This window comes from Nocardia arthritidis NBRC 100137 (genome assembly GCF_001612765.1).
In the GTDB taxonomy this organism is placed as follows: domain Bacteria; phylum Actinomycetota; class Actinomycetes; order Mycobacteriales; family Mycobacteriaceae; genus Nocardia; species Nocardia arthritidis.
The window spans coordinates 298,363-315,312 of record NZ_BDBB01000002.1 but is presented as its reverse complement, the minus strand read 5'-3'; the positions used below and the strand labels follow the sequence as shown (position 1 = coordinate 315,312).

Annotated in this window: 15 protein-coding genes and 1 pseudogene; 6 read left to right on the top strand and 10 right to left on the bottom strand. The window is 69.5% G+C overall.

Going from position 1 to position 16,950, the window contains the following annotated elements:
• Positions 1 to 453, bottom strand: a 453-nt coding sequence (locus NA8_RS02765; RefSeq protein ID WP_157106486.1) for a DoxX family protein, incomplete at its 3' end; no start/stop codon positions are given.
• A gap of 191 nt (positions 454 to 644) precedes the next feature.
• On the opposite strand from NA8_RS02765, the gene NA8_RS33415 reads away from it, so the two are divergent.
• The gene (locus NA8_RS33415) at positions 645 to 929 is read left to right on the top strand and encodes a hypothetical protein (RefSeq protein ID WP_157106485.1); all 285 of its coding nucleotides are present in this window, start codon (positions 645 to 647) and stop codon (positions 927 to 929) included.
• A gap of 7 nt (positions 930 to 936) precedes the next feature.
• Here NA8_RS33415 and NA8_RS02760 read toward each other — a convergent pair whose 3' ends face one another.
• From NA8_RS02760 to NA8_RS02735, 6 genes are all read right to left on the bottom strand, one after another.
• Positions 937 to 1,785 carry an alpha/beta fold hydrolase gene (locus NA8_RS02760; protein WP_063048727.1) on the bottom strand — a complete coding sequence of 283 codons (849 nt, stop codon included), beginning with the start codon at positions 1,783 to 1,785 and terminating at the stop codon, positions 937 to 939.
• An 84-nt stretch (positions 1,786 to 1,869) separates the two neighbouring features.
• Positions 1,870 to 3,621, bottom strand: coding sequence for an N-acyl-D-amino-acid deacylase family protein (locus NA8_RS02755; RefSeq protein ID WP_063048726.1), 1,752 nt, complete (start codon positions 3,619 to 3,621; stop codon positions 1,870 to 1,872).
• Between the two features lie 4 nt (positions 3,622 to 3,625).
• Positions 3,626 to 5,275 (bottom strand): steroid-24-oyl-CoA synthetase, encoded by a 1,650-nt coding sequence (gene casG / locus NA8_RS02750; protein ID WP_063048725.1) that lies wholly within the window; start codon positions 5,273 to 5,275, stop codon positions 3,626 to 3,628.
• A 28-nt stretch (positions 5,276 to 5,303) separates the two neighbouring features.
• Positions 5,304 to 6,350, bottom strand: a complete 1,047-nt coding sequence (locus NA8_RS02745) for an NAD(P)-dependent alcohol dehydrogenase (RefSeq protein ID WP_063048724.1) — start codon at positions 6,348 to 6,350, stop codon at positions 5,304 to 5,306.
• Positions 6,350 to 7,507 carry a serine hydrolase domain-containing protein gene (locus NA8_RS02740; RefSeq protein ID WP_063048723.1) on the bottom strand — a complete coding sequence of 386 codons (1,158 nt, stop codon included), beginning with the start codon at positions 7,505 to 7,507 and terminating at the stop codon, positions 6,350 to 6,352. Before NA8_RS02740 ends, NA8_RS02745 begins: the two co-directional genes overlap by 1 nt.
• Before the next feature lie 7 nt (positions 7,508 to 7,514).
• Positions 7,515 to 8,882 (bottom strand): flavin-containing monooxygenase, encoded by a 1,368-nt coding sequence (locus NA8_RS02735; protein WP_063048722.1) that lies wholly within the window; start codon positions 8,880 to 8,882, stop codon positions 7,515 to 7,517.
• Between the two features lie 209 nt (positions 8,883 to 9,091).
• Here NA8_RS02735 and NA8_RS02730 point away from each other — a divergent pair, with 209 nt between their 5' ends.
• Positions 9,092 to 9,712: a TetR/AcrR family transcriptional regulator gene (locus NA8_RS02730; protein WP_063048721.1), complete on the top strand. Its 621-nt coding sequence runs from the start codon at positions 9,092 to 9,094 to the stop codon at positions 9,710 to 9,712.
• A gap of 319 nt (positions 9,713 to 10,031) precedes the next feature.
• Positions 10,032 to 10,793, top strand: a complete 762-nt coding sequence (locus NA8_RS02725) for a DUF6319 family protein (protein ID WP_063048773.1) — start codon at positions 10,032 to 10,034, stop codon at positions 10,791 to 10,793.
• A 1-nt stretch (position 10,794) separates the two neighbouring features.
• On the opposite strand, the gene NA8_RS02720 is transcribed toward NA8_RS02725, so the two are convergent.
• The gene (locus tag NA8_RS02720) at positions 10,795 to 12,327 is read right to left on the bottom strand and encodes a GGDEF domain-containing protein (RefSeq protein ID WP_084466462.1); all 1,533 of its coding nucleotides are present in this window, start codon (positions 12,325 to 12,327) and stop codon (positions 10,795 to 10,797) included.
• A complete protein-coding gene (locus NA8_RS33410) occupies positions 12,314 to 12,532 on the bottom strand; it encodes a hypothetical protein (protein WP_174550025.1) in 219 nt (72 codons plus the stop codon). Before NA8_RS33410 ends, NA8_RS02720 begins: the two co-directional genes overlap by 14 nt.
• A 270-nt stretch (positions 12,533 to 12,802) precedes the next feature.
• Between NA8_RS33410 and galK the strand changes: the two genes are divergently transcribed.
• The 3 genes from galK to NA8_RS02700 all read left to right on the top strand — a co-directional run bounded on the left by galK (position 12,803) and on the right by NA8_RS02700 (position 16,150).
• Positions 12,803 to 13,927 carry a galactokinase gene (galK, locus tag NA8_RS02710; RefSeq protein ID WP_084466461.1) on the top strand — a complete coding sequence of 375 codons (1,125 nt, stop codon included), beginning with the start codon at positions 12,803 to 12,805 and terminating at the stop codon, positions 13,925 to 13,927.
• 264 nt (positions 13,928 to 14,191) lie between these two features.
• Positions 14,192 to 15,883, top strand: coding sequence for a sodium:solute symporter family protein (locus NA8_RS02705; protein ID WP_157106491.1), 1,692 nt, complete (start codon positions 14,192 to 14,194; stop codon positions 15,881 to 15,883).
• Between the two features lie 12 nt (positions 15,884 to 15,895).
• A complete protein-coding gene (locus tag NA8_RS02700; RefSeq protein WP_063048719.1) occupies positions 15,896 to 16,150 on the top strand; it encodes a hypothetical protein in 255 nt (84 codons plus the stop codon).
• Positions 16,151 to 16,384: 234 nt separating this feature from the next.
• On the opposite strand, the pseudogene NA8_RS02695 reads toward NA8_RS02700, so the two are convergent.
• Positions 16,385 to 16,843, bottom strand: a pseudogene (locus tag NA8_RS02695) (SRPBCC family protein); the annotation flags it as partial.
• Positions 16,844 to 16,950 lie beyond the last annotated feature (107 nt).

Below are 16,950 nucleotides of genomic sequence, written 5' to 3'. Positions count from 1 at the left end.
GGCGTCGCGGGCGGCTCGGCGGCCGCGCCAGCCCAGCGAGGGTTTGCCCTCGGTGTCGGCCGCGGTGATCATCAGCCCCCCGAGGAGTCCGAGGTCCTTGAGGAACGCGGTCCGCTTCGCCGATTTGCGGGCCGGATCCTGCTCGTTCCAGAAGTCCTGCTCGGTAACGGCCGCGGGCACGACCGTCGCCGCGAGCACCAGGGCGGCCAGTCGCGGCGCCTTGCCCAGCGCCAGCAGCACGCCGCCGCTCACTTGGGCGAGGGCGTTGACCTGAACGACCGTCGTCGGGTTGGACGGCAATTTTGTGGCAATTTCTTCGGGCAGCTGCCGCTGCCCCCGTTCGAGCAGTGCGTTCGCGGCCTTGACCCGCTCATCCGGGCGCCGCAGCGTATCGACCCCGTCTACTACGAACGCGGTGGCCAGTAGCGGCCGGGCGAGTCGGCGCAACAACATGACAGAACCCCTTCCCTTGATGTAGTCACGATTCGGATTCCCGCGCGCTTCGTCACCAAACAAGCCGGTCCGCCGCCGTGTGAATGCCGCCTCATCCGGGTAACAGCTAATCGAGAGAGATCGATTCAGGGGGAAAGGCGCCGCGGCTCACGCTCCCGCCTCCCGCCCTGCTCCGCTGGAAGGTATCCGCTGTGAACACCCACACGGCCACAACGGCTTTCGAAGCCGTCGTCGCCGAGTTGCCCGCTGCACCGAGGTGCACGTTCCGCTTCGACTCCGTCCCGTGTCGTCATCGCGCGGAATGGTTCATCCGTAAACGGTCCTGCTGCCACCCGGCGGGTGTGGATTTCTTGTGCGAGACCTGCCATACCCGCATCCATTGGATGCTGGATATCGGCATGGTGTTCGAATGCGCCGGATGCGGCGTGCACTCCGACAGTTTCGCCGAACTCTGCCCGACCGCGGCTCCGCTCTGAGCGCGGCTCAGCGCTCGCCCGCACGCTCCCGCGCGCCGGTATCGGCGAGGAAGCCGGTGATGATCGAAGTCACCTGCTCCGGGGACTCCACCATGGGGAGATGACCACAGTCGGGTAGCTCCACCGACGTGTGCGGGCGCAGCCTGTGGTTGAGCCGCCCGCCCGCCTTCGCCGACAGAATGCGATTGCGCCGCCCCCAGATCGTGCAGATCGGCGGGAAGCCGGCAGGTGCATCGAAGGTGTCCAGCGCGCGGTAGGACGGGAAATCCTGGACCAAGCCGTGCAGGGCCAGCAGCCTGCCCCGATCCGTCCAATGCGCCCGCACGCGCGGCTCGTGCCGGAGGTTTCGGCCTCGGCCGCGGGGGCCGAGCTGATTGCCGACGATCAGCGACACAACCGGGTCCGGCAGACTGATCCGGCGGGCCAGTGGCGCCAGCGGCAGCCGTGCGTCGAGCCAGGCCAGGCCCGCCGATTGTCCCGAACTGACGGTGTCCAGGGTGAGCGGATTCATCAGCACGAGCGCGCGCACCCGCTCCGGATGACCCATGGTGTAGCGCAGCGAGGTGGCGCTGCCGAGGCAGTTGCCGATCAGCACCACGTCGGTGCGCCGGTGGGCGTCCAGGAACGCCGTGAGCATGTCGACGTAATCGGTGAGGCGGTAGCCCGTGGCGGGCTGGTCGGATTGCCCGTAGCCGGGGAGATCGAGCGCGAAGACCTCGTGCTCCTCGCGCAGCGCCGCGACCTGGTCGTCCCAGATCCGGCGTTGCGTGCCCGCGTTGTGCAGGAACACGATCGCGGACCCGTTGCCCACGCGGTCGTAGACGACGGCCCTGCCCCGATGCTCGAAAATGTCCACGCCGACCCCCTACCAACGACCGGCGACCGAGCCGCCGGTCCCCGCGATTCTACCGGCGGGCACGGCCGCGCGGGGGCGCTCCGATCACCGGACGGCGGTCGTCGCCCGCAGGAACCGGCCGGTCCGGCGGGTGCCGAGGATCGCAGCGGGAGCGCCGTCACCGAAGACCCGCACGCCTCCGACGAACACCGCGGTGACCGTGTCGTCGTTGCGGTTCACCATGCGCGGCAGGTTGTCGAACGGGGCGATCGGCGATTCCTGGTAGGCGTCGAGCGAATCGTCCAGGCGGGCTGGATCGAGGACGACGACATCGGCGCGGTCGCCCGCCCTCAGGTGCCCGGCGTCCAAGCCGTACCAGTCCGCGAGTTCGCCGGTGAGCCGATGCACCGCCTGTTCCACCGACAAGAACGGGCGGCCGCCGTCCGCGGCGTCCCGCACGCGGCGCAGGAAGCGGAGCCCGAAGTTGTAGAACGCCATGTTGCGCAGATGCGCACCCGCATCGGAGAAGCCCAGTTGGACGCCGGGGTCGGCGGCGAGCCGATCGAGCACCTCCGGCCGATGATTGGAGATCGTCGTGCGCCAGCGCACCTTGTTGCCGTGCTCCACCACGAGGTCGAGGAACGCGTCCACCGGATGCACGCCGCCGCGCTCGGAGCCCACCTGGCCGAAGGTCTTGCCGATCACGGTGGGGTCGGGGCATTCGACGATCTGCGCGTCGAAGAAGTCGCGGTGCCAAACTCGTGGACCGAACTTCTTGTCGTAGTCCGCGCGGAAGCGGCGCCGATAGTTCTCGTCGCGCAGCAGCTCCCGTCGTTTGTCCACCTGATCGGCCAGGTGCAGCGCTTCGGCGCCGGAACCGAACTCCTCGAACACCACCAGGTCGATGCCGTCGGCGTAGACTTCGAAGGGCACCGGAAGGTGCTGCCAGCGAAAATTGCCGCCCAGCTTGTTCAGCACCCGCGCGATCAGCGGAAACAGGTGCACGACAGCGGGAATCGCCTTGATGTCGGCGGCCGAGAGCAGGCTGACCTTCAGCGGCCTGCGCAACAGGCCGAGGCTACTGGCCGCCATGGTGATCAGGCTGTGCGGCCGGGACACATCCGGGCCGCCCTGCAGCGCCCCGCCGCGCCGTCGCAGCACGGTGTTGAGCCGGTGCCGTTCCCGCAGCGTCGCATAGGTGGAGGGCAGCGTGCGCGACCGGCACACCTCGCCGTCGAGTTTGTCGAACAACAACTGCTGAGAGGACATGCCGACGAATCCCGCGTCCAGCGCCTCGGTCAGTTTCGCCTCCATCCCGGCCAGTTCGGCGGCATCGGGCCGGACGTCCTTGCGGGTCGCGCGCTCCAGACCGAGTTCGGCGGCGCGAATATCCGAATGCCCGATGAACGCGGCGACATTCGGGCCCAACGGCAGCCGGTCCAGGGCGGCCGCGTACTCGTGCGCCGAGCGCCAGGTCTTGTGCTCGCCCACCGCCGCGACGACGTGCTTGCGCGGAATCGCCTCGACCCGGGCGAACAGGTCGCCCGCGTCGGAGGCATCGACGTGCACGGTCGACAACGAACACGAGCCCAGCAGCACCGTGGTGATGCCGTGCCGCAGAGATTCGGTCAGCGCCGGATGCTGGAGCACCTCCACGTCGTAATGGGTGTGGATGTCGAGCATCCCCGGGATCACCCATTTCCCGGTGGCGTCCACGACATTCGGGCAGGCCGGGTCGTCGATCGGCTCGGCCGAGATGGTCGCGATCCGCCCGTCGTGGATGCCGAGGTGCCTGATCGCCGAGGGCGCGCCGGTGCCGTCGAACCAGCGGCCGTTCGCGATGATGGTGTCGTACATGGATTCACACCTCGAGTTGGGCGCGGACGACCTTGCCGGTCGCATTGCGGGGGAGTGCGGTGGTGGTGAGCCGCCAGCGGGCGGGCACTTTGTAGTAGGCGAGCCGCTCGGTGGCGAACGCACGCAGCTCGTCTTCGCTGGTGGCCGTGCTGTTCTCGACCACGACCAGGGCGGCGACCTGCTGACCCAGGTCGGCGTCGGGCACGCCGAGGACCGCGCATTCGCGCACCGCGGGATGCTGCTCGAGGCATTGCTCGATCTCGGTGGGATAGACGTTCTCCCCGCCGCGCAGGATGAGATCCGAACGGCGTCCGGACAACCGCAGCCTGCCGTCCTCCAGGATCCCGATATCGCCGGTGCGCAACCAGCGATCCGCGGTGATCGCCGCCGCGGTCGCCGTCTCGTCCTGCCAGTACCCCAGCATCACGTAGGGGCTACGCACCCAGATCTCGCCTTCCGTGCCGTCGGGCACCGCGTTGCCCGCGCTGTCCCGGATTTCCAGCGTGACCCCGACGACCGGTCGTCCCACGGTGTCCGGGAACGCCGCCAGTTCGGCCGGACTCGCCAGCGTCGCGGCGGTGCTGCATTCGGTGAGCCCGTAGCTGGTCACCAGCGCGTTGCGGGCGACGGCCAGTTGATCGCGCAGCTTCTGCTGCAGCGCGGCCGACGACGGCGCCGAGTTCAATGAGAACGAGGCCAGCGAGGACAGGTCGTAGCCGGACAGGTCGAGCTCCAGCATCCTGGTGGCCATGGTCGGCATGGCGCCCCAGTTGGTGACCCGCTCGGTCTCGATCAGTCGCAGTACCCGGTCGGCGTCGAACGACCCTTGGTGGATCACCGCCGCGTCGCCGGTGACCAGCCGGGGGACCACCAGGTTGTGCAGGCTGGCGATGTGGAACAGCGGCGAGGTGAGCAGGAAGCGTCGCCCGCTGGGCAGCTCGCTCGCGCCGGTGAGCGCGGCGGCCAGCGCGTCGTTGAAGAGGTGGTAATCGGTGACGGCCACCAGGTTCCGGTGCGAGTGCACCGCTCCCTTGGGGCGTCCGCTGGTGCCGCTGGTGTAGAGGATCACCGCGGGGTCGTCTTCGTCGATTTCGGCGTGCGGCAGCTCGTCGGTCCGGTGTTCGGCGATGAGCGCGGGTACGTCGTGCTCCATGGTGAGCAGGGGAATCCGGATGTCCGATTCCGCCACCGTCGCGGCGCGCTTCGCGTCGGCGACGAGCACGGTGGGGCTGGTGTGCTCGAGGCCGTAGGCGATCTCGCGCGGCGCCCACCACGCGTTGTAACCCACCGCGATCGCGCCGAGCGTCTGGGCCGCCCAGAAGGTGAGGACCCACTCGGGTGTGTTCGCCGCGAGAATGCCGACGCGGTCGCCCTTTCCGACGCCGAATCGGTCGCGCAGGGCCGTGGCCAGTGCCGCGACCGCGGCGGCGTGCTCGGTGAACGAAATCCGGCGGTCCGCGGTGACCAGGTAGTCGTGGTCACCGTGCGCCGACCCGGCGACGAGTACCTCGCGCAGCGAGGACTTGCGGTGGCGTACCACCGGCATCGGTGCGCCGAGCACGTCCTCGACCACCATCTCGAATCGACCGCCGGGTCCGGTGAGCCGGCCCGCGGCCTCCGCCACGAACGCCTGCTGGTCGAAGGGCTTTGTCATATCGGGTACTTCCTCGTGGGTCGATTCGTCACGGCTCGGGGATCAGGACCGCTCGGCCGGTGACCAGGCCGCGTTCCAGCCGGTCCAGGGCAGCGCGCCCCTCGGCAAGGGGGTAGCGCTCCACCTCGACGCGTAGCTTGCCCGACGTGGCCAGTGCCACGCAGTCGATCAAGTCGGATCTGGTGCCGCCGTAGGTCTTCCGGACCGACGCGCCCCACGGCCAACCGGTGCCGTCGGCCGGCGCCGCGGTGATCTCCGGCGCGCCGCCGCCGAGGCCGATCATGCGGTATGCCCCGTTGGGCGCCACCGACTCCACCGCGAGCCGGGCGGTGGTCTCGACGCCGACGAAGTCGAACACCGCGTCCGCGCCGCGGCCTCCGGTCCGGTCGAGGATCTCTGCGGCGGTGTTGTCGCCCGCGACGAATCCCTCCGCCGCTCCGCAGCGCGCGGCGAGTTCGAGTTTGCCGGCGCTCACGTCCACGGCCAGCACCCGGGCGGCCGTGGTCGCGGCGAGGATCCGCACTGCGACGTGACCGAGCCCGCCGATCCCGATGACCACTGCCACCGACCCGGGGCCGAGTTGCTCGCGAGCGTCGCGGATGGCGTGATAGCTCGACAATGCCGCGTCGGCCAGCGGCGCGGCCTGGGCGAAATCGAGGTCGCCGATCGGCACGAACGAACTCGCGGGCACCCGGATGTAGTCGGCCATCCCGCCGTCGGGCCCGAGACCGGGGCACGGCGGCATGGCGGTGCGGCCCGCGGCGCGGCAGACGTTCTCGTCGCCGCGGGCGCACTCCCGGCAGACCCCGCACGACCAGCACAGATACACGACGCCGCGCTCGCCGGCGCGGCGGCCGCCCACCCCGTCGCCGACGGCCTCGATGGTGCCCGCGATCTCGTGGCCCAGGGTCAACGGCTCCTCGCGCATCCGGAACGGGATGTGCAGCACGTGCAGGTCCGAATGGCAGATTCCCGCCGCGCCCACGCGCAGCAGTAGATCGGTGGGGCCGATCTCCGGAATCGGCACCTCGCGCAGTTCCAGCACACCGGGTTCGGTCAGCTGCAACGCCCGCATCATCCGCGTACCGCCGCGAAGGTCGCGCGCAGATAGGCGTCGGCACGGTCGGAGCCGATCAGGCCCGGCGCCATCCGGTTCATGGTGTAGGCGAACGTGGTGCGGTGCTCGAGGTCGTTGACCACCATCGCGCCTCCGTACCCGGCCCACCAGCACACCCGGCCGTCGGGCACCTCCGGGGCGGTCTGGCGCTGCGGCAGACCGTAGCCGATGCCGAACCGCAGCGGCGTCGCGAGCGCGAGATCCACGCCGTCGGACTGCTGCCGGAAGATCAGCTCGATCGTGTCCTCCGACAGCAGCCGCCGTCCGCCGAGTTCGCCGCCGCAGGAGACCAACGACTGCACCCGCGCGACCGAACGCGCGTTGCCGTGACCGTTCACCGCGCCGATCTCGGCTTGCCGCCATGCCGCGCTCGCCGTCTCGGCGATGTCGAGCAGCGGGCTGGTGAGCGTCTTGACCAGCACGCTGTCCTGGTCGAGCGCGGCCATGTCGAATTCCGGCATGGTGGGCGGGACCAAGGTGGCGATCCGCCCATGGTGCTCGGGCGCGGTGCCGATGTGGAAGTCCGCGCCCAGCGGCCCGGCTAGTTCCGCGGCGAAGAACTCGCCCAGCGAGCGTCCGGTGACGCGGCGGATCACCGCGCCGATCAGGTGGCCGTAGGCGAGCGCGTGGTACCCCGAGGCGGTGCCCGGCTCCCACCACGGCGGTTGGCTCGCGAGGCGGGCGGCGGACGCCTCCACGTCGTAAATCTCGGCGAGTTCGATCGGCGGCTGCCACCCCGAGACGCCCGAGGTGTGCGCCAGCAGATGACGAATCTCGATGTCGCCCTTGCCGTTCGCCGCGAACTCCGGCCAGTACTCGGCCACCTTCGCGTACACGTCCAGCTCGCCGCGCTCGACCAGCAGCAGGGCGCACAGCGCCGTCATGGTCTTGGTGAGGGAGAAGACGTTGACCAAGGTGTCCTCGGTCCACGGCGCGGTGCGGCCGGGGTCGCGGTACCCGCCCCAGAGGTCGACGACCGGTTCGCCGTCGACGGTGACGCAGATCGAGGCGCCGAGTTCGTCACCGGAAGCGAGCCGGGTCTCCAGCTCCGTTCGGACCTGCGCGAATCGCTCGGCGCAGAAGCCCGATGTGGCGGTTCCCGTGGTAATGGTCATCGCCGCCTCACACCTGTTCGAGTGCCCGGGCCTGCACCGGCAAGGCGTTTCCCGCGGCGGTGGCGCGTTTCGCGCCACGCGCGAGTTCCCGCCGCAAGTCCCGCACGTACGGTTCGAATTCGATCTGGATGGTGTGCCGGGGCGAGTCGTAGTAGCGGCCCGTCCTGGCCGATTCCGCGGCCCGGATGGCCGCTCGCATCTCCTCCTCCGACGGCAGGTGGTAACGGCCGGTGAGGTAGGCGGCGACCAGCTTGCTCTGCTGCTCGGCGAAGTTCACCAGCGTGGGCAGCGGCTGGGCCAGCCCGAGGAAGAACAGATTGTCGATGCCGGGCTTGATCATCTGCTTGAACAGCGGGAAACGGTTGTCGCGGTCGGGCAGCAGCTCGGGGTCGGAGAAGAACGGGAAGCAGATGCGGTAGCCGGTGGCGCAGACGATCACGTCCACCTCTTCGACGCTGCCGTCGGCGAAGCGCACCCGCGAGCCTTCCAGCGCGGCGATCGCGGGCTTGAAGGCGATGTCGCCGCAGCCCGCGCGGTGCAGGAATTCCTCGCTCGCGGAGGGATGGGCCTCGAACGGCAGATGGTCCGGCTCGGGCAGGCCGTAGTCCCGCATATTGCCGCGGAACTTCCGGACGAATCGCTGCTTGAGCTTGAGACCGAGCTTCGGCGGCATCCACCGTGGCATCGAGCGCTTGTCGCCGACCTTGCCGTTGACGTACTTCGGCAGTACCCAGACCCCGCGCCGGGCGGAGACGTAGAGCTTCGCGGCGATGAACCGCTGCGACAGCTCGGAGGCGATATCCAGCCCCGAATTGCCCATGCCGACCACCACGACCCGTTTGCCACGCATGTCGACGGGGTCGAACGGGTCGTTGTAGGCGTGGCTGTGCAGCAGCGTGCCGTCGAATTCTCCCGGGTAGTCCGGCAAGCGCGGATCCCAATGGTGCCCGTTGCAGACGACGAGCGCGTCGTAGTCCTCGGTGTGCCCGTCGCTCGTCGTGATCAGCCAGCGACCGTCCGCGCCACGCTCGGCGGCGGTCACCCTCGTGTTGAACACGATCCGGTCGCGGATGCCGAAATGGTCGACGTAGTCGCGGAAGTACTGGAACAGCTGCGAATGATGCGGGAAGTCCGGCCACTGGTCGGGCGCGGGATAGTCCTCGAAAGCCAAGCGGAATTTGGACGTGTCGATGTGCAGGCTCTGATAGCAGGCCGACATGCCGTTGGGGTTCTTGAAGTACCAGTTGCCCCCGACTTCGTCGGATGCCTCGTAGCAGTCGAAGGGGATGCCGTGGTCGTTCAGCCGTTTGGCGGCGGTGATCCCGGAGGGACCCGCCCCGATCACGCAGACGCGCGGGAGTGCGGTTGACGTCATTCACTGTCCTCGTGCTGGAGGGCCGTCGTCGATGACGGCCGAACCGTCCGGCGGGGGTGGCGCCGGAGTGACGTAGGCAACAAAATAACACTCGCTAGACATTGCGTCCAGTAAGTGACGAGCTGTCTATCAAGACCGTCCGTGCGTAGACTCGGTCAGCGGAAGCAGCACGTCAGCCCGGCTTTACGGAGACGAGGTACCGGTTCACCATGCGGACGAACGCGAACACGAACCTGCGGGACGAGCAGAAGCAGCAGACCAGGGCCCGCCTGATGGAGGCCGCCAAGGAGCTGTTCGCCACCCGCGGCTACGCGGCCGTGCGGGTGGACGAGATCGCCGCCGCGGTCGGGTGCAGCCGCGCCACGTTCTACCTGCACTTCGCGGGCAAACTGGAGATCCTGCGCGCGATCGCCGAGCAGGGCACCGCGCCCACCGCGCTGCACTTCTATCAGGACCTCGACCGGGTGCTCGAGACCGGTTCGCGCGCCGAGTTCGCCGGCTGGATGACCCGCGCGATCGAATGGTTCCACGAGTACAAGGACATGCTGCTCGCCTGGGACGAGGCGACCGCACTGGAGCCGGAGTTCCGCGAGATCGCCCGCAACGGCATCCTCGCGCTGCCCAACGCGATGACCGCATACCTCGCCGGGTGGCCCGCCGGTCGGCGCGACGAAGCGAGGTTGCGGGTGGAATTGCTTGTCGCGCAACTGGAACGATTCTTCACCCGCTGGGCGATGCAGGGCACCATCGACGTCTCGGCGGACCAAGCCGTCGAGGTGCTCACCGACATCTGGTTCCCCGCGCTGCGCCCACCGACGGCGTCGAGCTGACCGCACCGAGGGGAATCCGGTGTGCGGTAGCGCCTCCGCGAGCGCCGTCGTATGCCGCGCATGGCTGATGTCGCGCGTTTCCGGATACCGATTCGCCGGTGCTGCTTACCGATTCACCGGAGCTGATCATGTCGTGCCGGAGGCGTCGGAGTCGACTGCCGGGTTACCGCTGGCGGAGCTCCCGATCTGTTGCCAGATATTCGCTGGTTGCGCGGGCCGGAGTATCCGCGGCCTCGATCCGACGGTGGCCCGCAAATCTGTCGGCGGCGTGGGGCATCATCTGTGCACGCAGCCAACCACGAAATCGCTCGGAGTCACCATGCCCTCCCCACGAACCAAGCCGCAACCATTGTCGGACAGCGAGATTCAGCAGATCGCCACGGACATCGCCGGTGGCCGCCCGCCCATGGTGTGGTTCACCGCCGCAGCGGTCGGCGTTCCGGAGGGGCGCTCGGGCAAGGTGATCGCCCTCGGCGACCCTGCCGACGGTGACTTCCTGCAGGTCCGGCCGACCGGATCGAAGGATGTACTGTCCTTCTCTCCCATCGAGGTGACCTTGACCAAGCCGCCGCGAGGGGCGGCGGGCGCCACCGCCCAGCCGAAGTCGACCCCTAGGAAGGAAACCCCTGTGAGCCAGTCGTCGACCACGACGAGCACCGCGACCCAGCCAGCGCAGGCGAGCGCACCCGAGCCGCCGGCGGGCCCGAAGCCCGCGGAGACCACCGCGGCGGGGAGCCGCGCCGAGAGCGCGGGCAAGCAAGCCGCGGCGACGGCGCCGAAGCCCGCCAAGACGTCCGCCGCCGCCCGCAAGACCAAGGCGCCCGAGGTCACCGTGACGCTCACCGGCACCGCCGACGGCGAGTGGTCGATCGACGTGGTCAGCGGGAAGAAGCGCACCCTGCGCGGCCTGCCGGTGGCCGGCTCCACGGTGGCGCAGGCGGCGAAGATCCTGCATCCCGAGGTGGCCGAGGTGGTCGCCGGGGTCCTGGACGCGTTGCGCGGTGTGCAGGAGGCCAAGGTGCAGCAGTTACAGGCCGAGCTCGAGGAGGCCAAACGCCTCTTGGACGAGCTGAGCGACTGAGTCACACCGCGGGACTGGCGGATCGGGCGGCCGCGCGCCAGATCCGGCGCTCGGCGCCGGGAGTCGCGCGCCGCACGTCGTCGTGGAACGCGTACCCGAGCGAGTACTGCTTCGCGTGGTACATGGCCGCGTCCGCGTCCCGCAGCAGGCCGTGCGCGTCGGTGTCCGAGCTGCGCGGACCCATGCACGCCACGCCCACGCTCGCGGTGATCGGGATCTCCCCCGCGCTCAGCCCGAACGGCCGGACGAACGCGCCGAGCAGCCGTTCGGCCAGCACGGCGGCCTCGGACCGGGGGAGCGGAGCGAGCACGACGAATTCGTCGCCGCCGTAGCGGGTCACCACGTCCTCCTGGCGCACCACCCGCCGGATCCGGCCCGCCGCCGTAGCGATCAGCTCGTCGCCGACGGCATGGCCGTAGCTGTCGTTGACCCGCTTGAAGCCATCGAGGTCGATGAACAGCAGGCAGATCGGTCGCTCGGCCCACTGTTCGCCGCGCTGCCGCAGCGCGCGCAGCAACGCGGCCCGGTTCAGCAATCCGGTGAGCATGTCGTGGTCGGCCTGGTACTGCGCGCGCCGCTCGCTGCGGGCACTGCGCACGATCGCGCGCTCGCTGCGCACCAGCATCCCGATCAGCAACAGCGCGAACAGCGACGACACCACCACGCGGTCGTGCGGGCGCAGGCTGGACCCGACCACCGGCACCAGCGAGGCCACGATCAGCGCGATCGCGATGAGGCTGGCGCGCTGCCGGGAGTGGTGCGGGTGGATGCGCCGCGGCATGCCGAGCGCGGCCATGGTCGGGTGCAGCGCCGCGACGCCCACGGTGGCGTAGGCGGCGAGCAAGGGAGCCAGCAGCGCTTCGCGCCCGAGCGCGGTCGCGCCCGCGGTCTCCAGGCTGTAGCCCAGGTCGCCGAGCAGCACCGCGATCAGCCCGGCGTGCAACAGCCACAGCGAGGTCTCCGCGCGCGTGGAGGTGGCCATCGAGTGCGCGACCAAGGTGAGCAGCAGTGCGTCGAGCACCGGGTAGGTGGCCGCCACCACCGCGTCGAGTCCGGTCTCGGTGACCTGCAGGATCGGGGAGATCAGGAAGGTCCAGGAAGCCAGCAGCGCGCCGAGCCCGATGAGGGCCGAGTCCAGCAGCAGGTCGTAGTTGCCGTGCACGTGGCGCGGCCACAACCAGATCAGCGCGGCGAGCCCGACGCCGAGATTACCGAGCAGGGTGAACGCGTCGTCGAGCGGATGCAGCGCATCGTCGCCGATGTCACGCAGCGTTGTGCCGGTGGCGAACAACACCGCCGAGCCGGACAGCAGATACCACGGCAACGGGCGCGCGGGCCGGTGGGTGCGCACGCCGACGGCGATCAGGGCAAGGGTCTCGCCGACGATGACGGCCATCGCCACGAACGCCACCACCTGCGAGTCGAGCGTCAGGTGGACCGCGATCGCGGCCCCGCCTCCCCCGAGAAGCACCGCGTACCAGCCCGATCCGATACCGCGCCGACAGCCGGGCTGTGGCTGTTCACTGGGTGTCATCAGCCCCCCTTGGTCGCTCCATCCCCGGTGAACCGGGCCGCGTAATCGATCTGGAATCCTCCACCGCGACTTCGACGTTCGCCTGTTCGTCGAGCACTGCCCGGATGCTGCCGGCGAACGAGAACCGAGTGTTGTTGTACGAGCAGATGTCCCAACCGACCGCAGCGCGCTCGGCAACCAATGCCTGGACAACTGATTTGATCATGGCATGGAATGCCGCCCCTTCGCGGCCAGTTGGCGCAACAAGGTGAAGCCGTGTGCGCCACATACTCGGCCTCGTGCTCGACGAACAGGCCCGCGCCGGATCAGGTCGGCTTCGCCCACGCCGAGCTCGCGCGGGCGCCGCGCCGGACGCCGACATGGCGGTCGATCCCGTCCTGGTCGCGGCGCCGATCTCGATCGTCAGCGGCGCCGAAAACAACGGGCGGCGCGTCTCGTACCCTGACACGACCGACGAGGACAGCGAGGGACGAGCTTGCGGACATGGGTGGCGCCGGGGCGGGTCAACATCATCGGTGAGCACACCGACTACAACGACGGTTACGTCCTGCCGATCGCGTTGCCGCTGGTGGTGCGGTGCGCCGCGGCAGCGCGCACGGACGGGCTGGTGCGGCTGGGCTCGCGGCAGCGGCCCGGCGAGCCGGTGCTCGTCGCGGTGTCCGATCTCGCCCGGCAGCGGGCACGGGTGCCCGGGTGGGCGCGCTATCCGCTCGGGGTGGTCGCCGAGTTCGCCCGGCGCGGTCACCGGATTCCCGGCGTGGATCTCGACCTCGACGGCGCGGTGCCGATCGGTGCGGGGCTGTCGTCCTCGGCGGCGCTGTCGTGCGCGGTGGCCGCCGCGTTGCGTGACCTGTTCGCGCCCCGCCTGACCGACCGGGTGTTGATCGACATGGCCCGGGCCGCCGAGAACGACTACGTCGGCGCGCCGACCGGCTTGCTCGACCAGTCGGCCGCGCTGCTGTGCACGGCAGGGCACGCGCTCTTGCTGGACGTACGGGCCTTCGCCGCCGACACGGCCACGCCGCGCGGGACCGGGCACGAGCAGATCCCCTTCGACCTCGCCGCGTTCGGACTCGAACTGCTGGTGATCGATACCGGGCAGCCGCACGAACTCGTGGACGGCCGCTACGCCGAGCGTCGCGACCAGTGCGCCGCGGCGGCGGGGGCGCTGGGCGTCACCGCCTTGCGCGATGTGGCGGCGGCAGACGTCGACCGGATCGCCGACGACGTGCTGCGCCGCCGCGCCAGGCACGTGGTGACGGAGAACGCCAGGGTGCTCGCGGTTGCCGAGAAATTGCGGGACGGCGTGGACCCCCGGGAAATCGGGCCGATACTCACCGCGGGGCACGCATCGCTGCGGGACGACTTCGAGGTGTCCACCCCGGCACTCGACACGGCGGTCGAGGCCGCGGTGGCGGCGGGAGCGCACGGCGGGCGGATGGTCGGCGGCGGGTTCGGCGGAAGCGCCATCGCGCTCGTCGACCGGGAGGGCACGGAGGCGGTGGTGGCGGCGGTGCGGCGGCGGTTCGCCGACGCGGGTCTGGCCGCCCCGCGCACCTTCGTGGTGGTTCCCGCCGCCGGAGCGCACCGGGCCGGCTGAGCGACCGATCTGATTGTGCGCGAATGTACCGCCCGTAGGGCATGATCACGCAGAGTGGTGTCATCCGACACCATTCGGCGGGCGGCGAGGAGGTCGCGGGCGCCGGGCAGGACCAGCACGACGCACGCACTCGCCACGACGGACGATCTCACTCGCCGCCCCGGTTTCACCGCCAGGAGGAACGCTGTGCCGCTCGCCGATCCGTCCGTTCTCGCCGCCGTGCCGATCGTGTCCGACCTGCACCCGGGCGCCTCACCCCCGCACCTGGTAGCCGCCGAGACCCTCCGGCTGGACGCGCAGCCGGTCGATTACGCGCTGGTCGCCCTGTATTTCGTGTTCGTGCTCGGCATCGGCCTGCTGGCCAGGCAGCGCGTGTCCTCCAGCATCGACTTCTTCCTGTCCGGGCGCTCGCTGCCCGCGTGGGTGACCGGTCTGGCGTTCATCTCCGCCAACCTCGGCGCGGTGGAGATCATGGGCATGTCCGCCAACGGCGCGGAGTACGGGTTCCCGACCTTCCACTACTTCTGGATCGGCGCGGTACCGGCCATGCTGTTCCTCGGCGTGGTGATGATGCCGTTCTACTACGGCTCCAAGGTGCGCAGCGTGCCGGAATTCATGCGCCGCCGCTTCGGCACCGGCGCCCACCTGGTGAACGCGCTGAGTTTCGCTGTCGCGCAGATCCTCATCGCCGGGGTCAACCTGTATCTGCTCGGGTCCATCGTGAACGTGCTGCTGGGTTGGCCGCTGTGGGTCTCGGTGATCGTGGCCGCGGTGATCGTTCTGTCCTATATCACGCTCGGCGGTCTGTCGGCCGCGATCTACAACGAGGTGCTCCAGTTCTTCGTGATCGTGGCCGCGCTGCTGCCGCTCACCCTGGTCGGCCTGCACAAGGTCGGCGGCTGGGACGGCCTGCGGGACAAGATCGGCGCGTCACCGGGCGGAGCGCAGCAGTGGGAATCCTGGCCGGGCAACGCCCTCAGCGGGATCGGCAACGACTTCCTGTCGATCCTCGGCATCGTGTTCGGACTGGGTTTCGTGCTGTCGTTCGGATACTGGACCACGAACTTCGTCGAAGTGCAGCGCGCCATGGCGACGCATTCCATCTCGGCGGCGCGGCGCACCCCGATCATCGGCGCCTACCCGAAGATGTTCATCCCGTTGATCGTCGTGATCCCCGGCATGATCAGCGCGGTGCTGGTGCCGCAGATGTCGGAGTACAAGGCGGCGGTGACCGCGAACCCGGACTTCGAGAGCGACACCACCTACAACCAGGCGCTGCTGTACCTGATGAAAGACGTGCTGCCCAACGGCCTGCTCGGGGTGGGGCTGGCCGGCCTGCTCGCGGCGTTCATGGCGGGCATGGCGGCCAACATCTCCGCCTTCAACACGGTGTTCAGCTACGACCTGTGGCAGCAGTACGTGCGCCGCGACCGCCCGGACGGCTACTACCTCGGCGTGGGCCGGTTGGCCACCATCGGAGCGACCGTGGCGGCGATCTTCACCGCGTTCATCGCCTCCGGGTTCAGCAACATGATGGACTACCTGCAAACCCTGTTCAGCTTCTTCAACGCGCCGCTGTTCGCCACGTTCATCCTCGGCATGTTCTGGAAACGGATGACGCCGACCGCGGGCTGGATGGGGCTGGTCAGCGGAACCGGTTCGGCCATCCTGGTTTTCCTCCTGCACAAGGCAGGCGTCTTCGAGTTGTCCGGGCAAGGCGCGAGTTTCGTCGCCGCCGGTGTGGCCTTCGTGGTCGACATCGTGGTCAGCGTCCTCGTCACCCAGGTGACGCGGCCGAAGCCGGCGTCCGAACTGATCGGGCTGGTGTACTCGGAGACGCCCAAAGAGGTCCGCACCGATCCCGAGGCAGGCACGCTGCCCTGGTATCAGCGCCCGGTCCTGCTGGCGGGCATCGCGCTCGCACTCGTCATCGCGCTCAACGTTGTCGTCGGATAAGGAGCCGCCACAATGCTTTTCGATATCCGCACCATCGTCGGCGCGTTGCTCGGTTGCTACGCGGTCGTTCTCGTCGTCACCGGCCTGGTGCACGACACCGCGGCGGAGCAGGCCAAGACCGGCGGGATCAACGTGAACCTCTGGGCCGGGCTCGGTATGGGGGCCGTGGCGCTCGCCTTCGTGGCTTGGGTCCTGCTGCGTCCGGTCCAGGCGCCGCCCGAACCGCGCCCGGCGGACGACGCCGATGAGGAGCGCGACTCCGCCTGACACGACGGTGCCCCCCGGGAAAACCCGGGGGGCACTGGTTGTCGCAAGGATCAGGCGTCAGGGGCGGGTGGTTCCGCCGGGCCAGGTGCCGGTTCCGCCGGTGCCCGGCGTACCACCGACGCCCGGCGTGCCGGTTCCGCCCATTCCCGGCGCGCCGGTCCCGCCGACACCAGGGGTGCCGGTCTGGCCGGCGCCGGGGCGCGCAGCCGCGCCGCGCTCCGTGGCGGTGTCCGCGGCGCCCGGTCGCGGAATATCACCGCGCCAAGCGCCTGTTTCGCGGCCTCGTTCTTCGACGAAGTGCTTGAAGCGCTCGAGGTCACCGCTCACGCGGTGCTTCAGCACCCCGAGCTTGTCGGCGACGTTCTCCACGAACCCTTCGGGGTCGACGTCCATCTGCGCGGTCACCCGGGTGTGGGTGTCGTCGAGCCGATGGAAAGTGACGACACCCGCGTGTTTGGGTCCGCTGTCGGACTTCCAGGCGATCCGTTCGTCGGGATGCTGCTCGGTGATCGTCGCGTCGAACTCACGCGTCGACGGGCCGACATGGACACGCCAGTGCGTGTGCCGGTCGTCGAGCTGGTTCACCGCTTCGACACCCTCCATGAAATGCGGAAACGACTCGAACTGCGTCCACTGGTTGTAGGCGGTACGAACCGGAACCTCGACGTCCACCGTGGCGGCCATTGTGCTCACTTGCTACCCCTTTCCTCGCCCACCCACACCATCGCGTGGACAGGCGTCTTTCGGTTGACAAGCGCTCCCTTGGGGGCGACTCGGGACATTCATCGCTTACCCGAGGG

Bases quoted from the DNA above. Each gene is read 5' to 3' on its own strand.
- NA8_RS02730 (WP_063048721.1), top strand. From the start codon at position 9,092: ATGCGGACGAACGCGAACACGAACCTGCGGGACGAGCAGAAGCAGCAG.
- NA8_RS02740 (WP_063048723.1), bottom strand. From the start codon at position 7,507: ATGACCATTACCACGGGAACCGCCACATCGGGCTTCTGCGCCGAGCGA.
- NA8_RS02735 (WP_063048722.1), bottom strand. From the start codon at position 8,882: ATGACGTCAACCGCACTCCCGCGCGTCTGCGTGATCGGGGCGGGTCCC.
- NA8_RS02745 (WP_063048724.1), bottom strand. From the start codon at position 6,350: ATGCGGGCGTTGCAGCTGACCGAACCCGGTGTGCTGGAACTGCGCGAG.
- NA8_RS02700 (WP_063048719.1), top strand. From the start codon at position 15,896: ATGCTTTTCGATATCCGCACCATCGTCGGCGCGTTGCTCGGTTGCTAC.
- NA8_RS02755 (WP_063048726.1), bottom strand. From the start codon at position 3,621: ATGTACGACACCATCATCGCGAACGGCCGCTGGTTCGACGGCACCGGC.
- NA8_RS02725 (WP_063048773.1), top strand. From the start codon at position 10,032: ATGCCCTCCCCACGAACCAAGCCGCAACCATTGTCGGACAGCGAGATT.
- NA8_RS02720 (WP_084466462.1), bottom strand. From the start codon at position 12,327: ATGACACCCAGTGAACAGCCACAGCCCGGCTGTCGGCGCGGTATCGGA.
- casG (WP_063048725.1), bottom strand. From the start codon at position 5,275: ATGACAAAGCCCTTCGACCAGCAGGCGTTCGTGGCGGAGGCCGCGGGC.
- NA8_RS33410 (WP_174550025.1), bottom strand. From the start codon at position 12,532: ATGATCAAATCAGTTGTCCAGGCATTGGTTGCCGAGCGCGCTGCGGTC.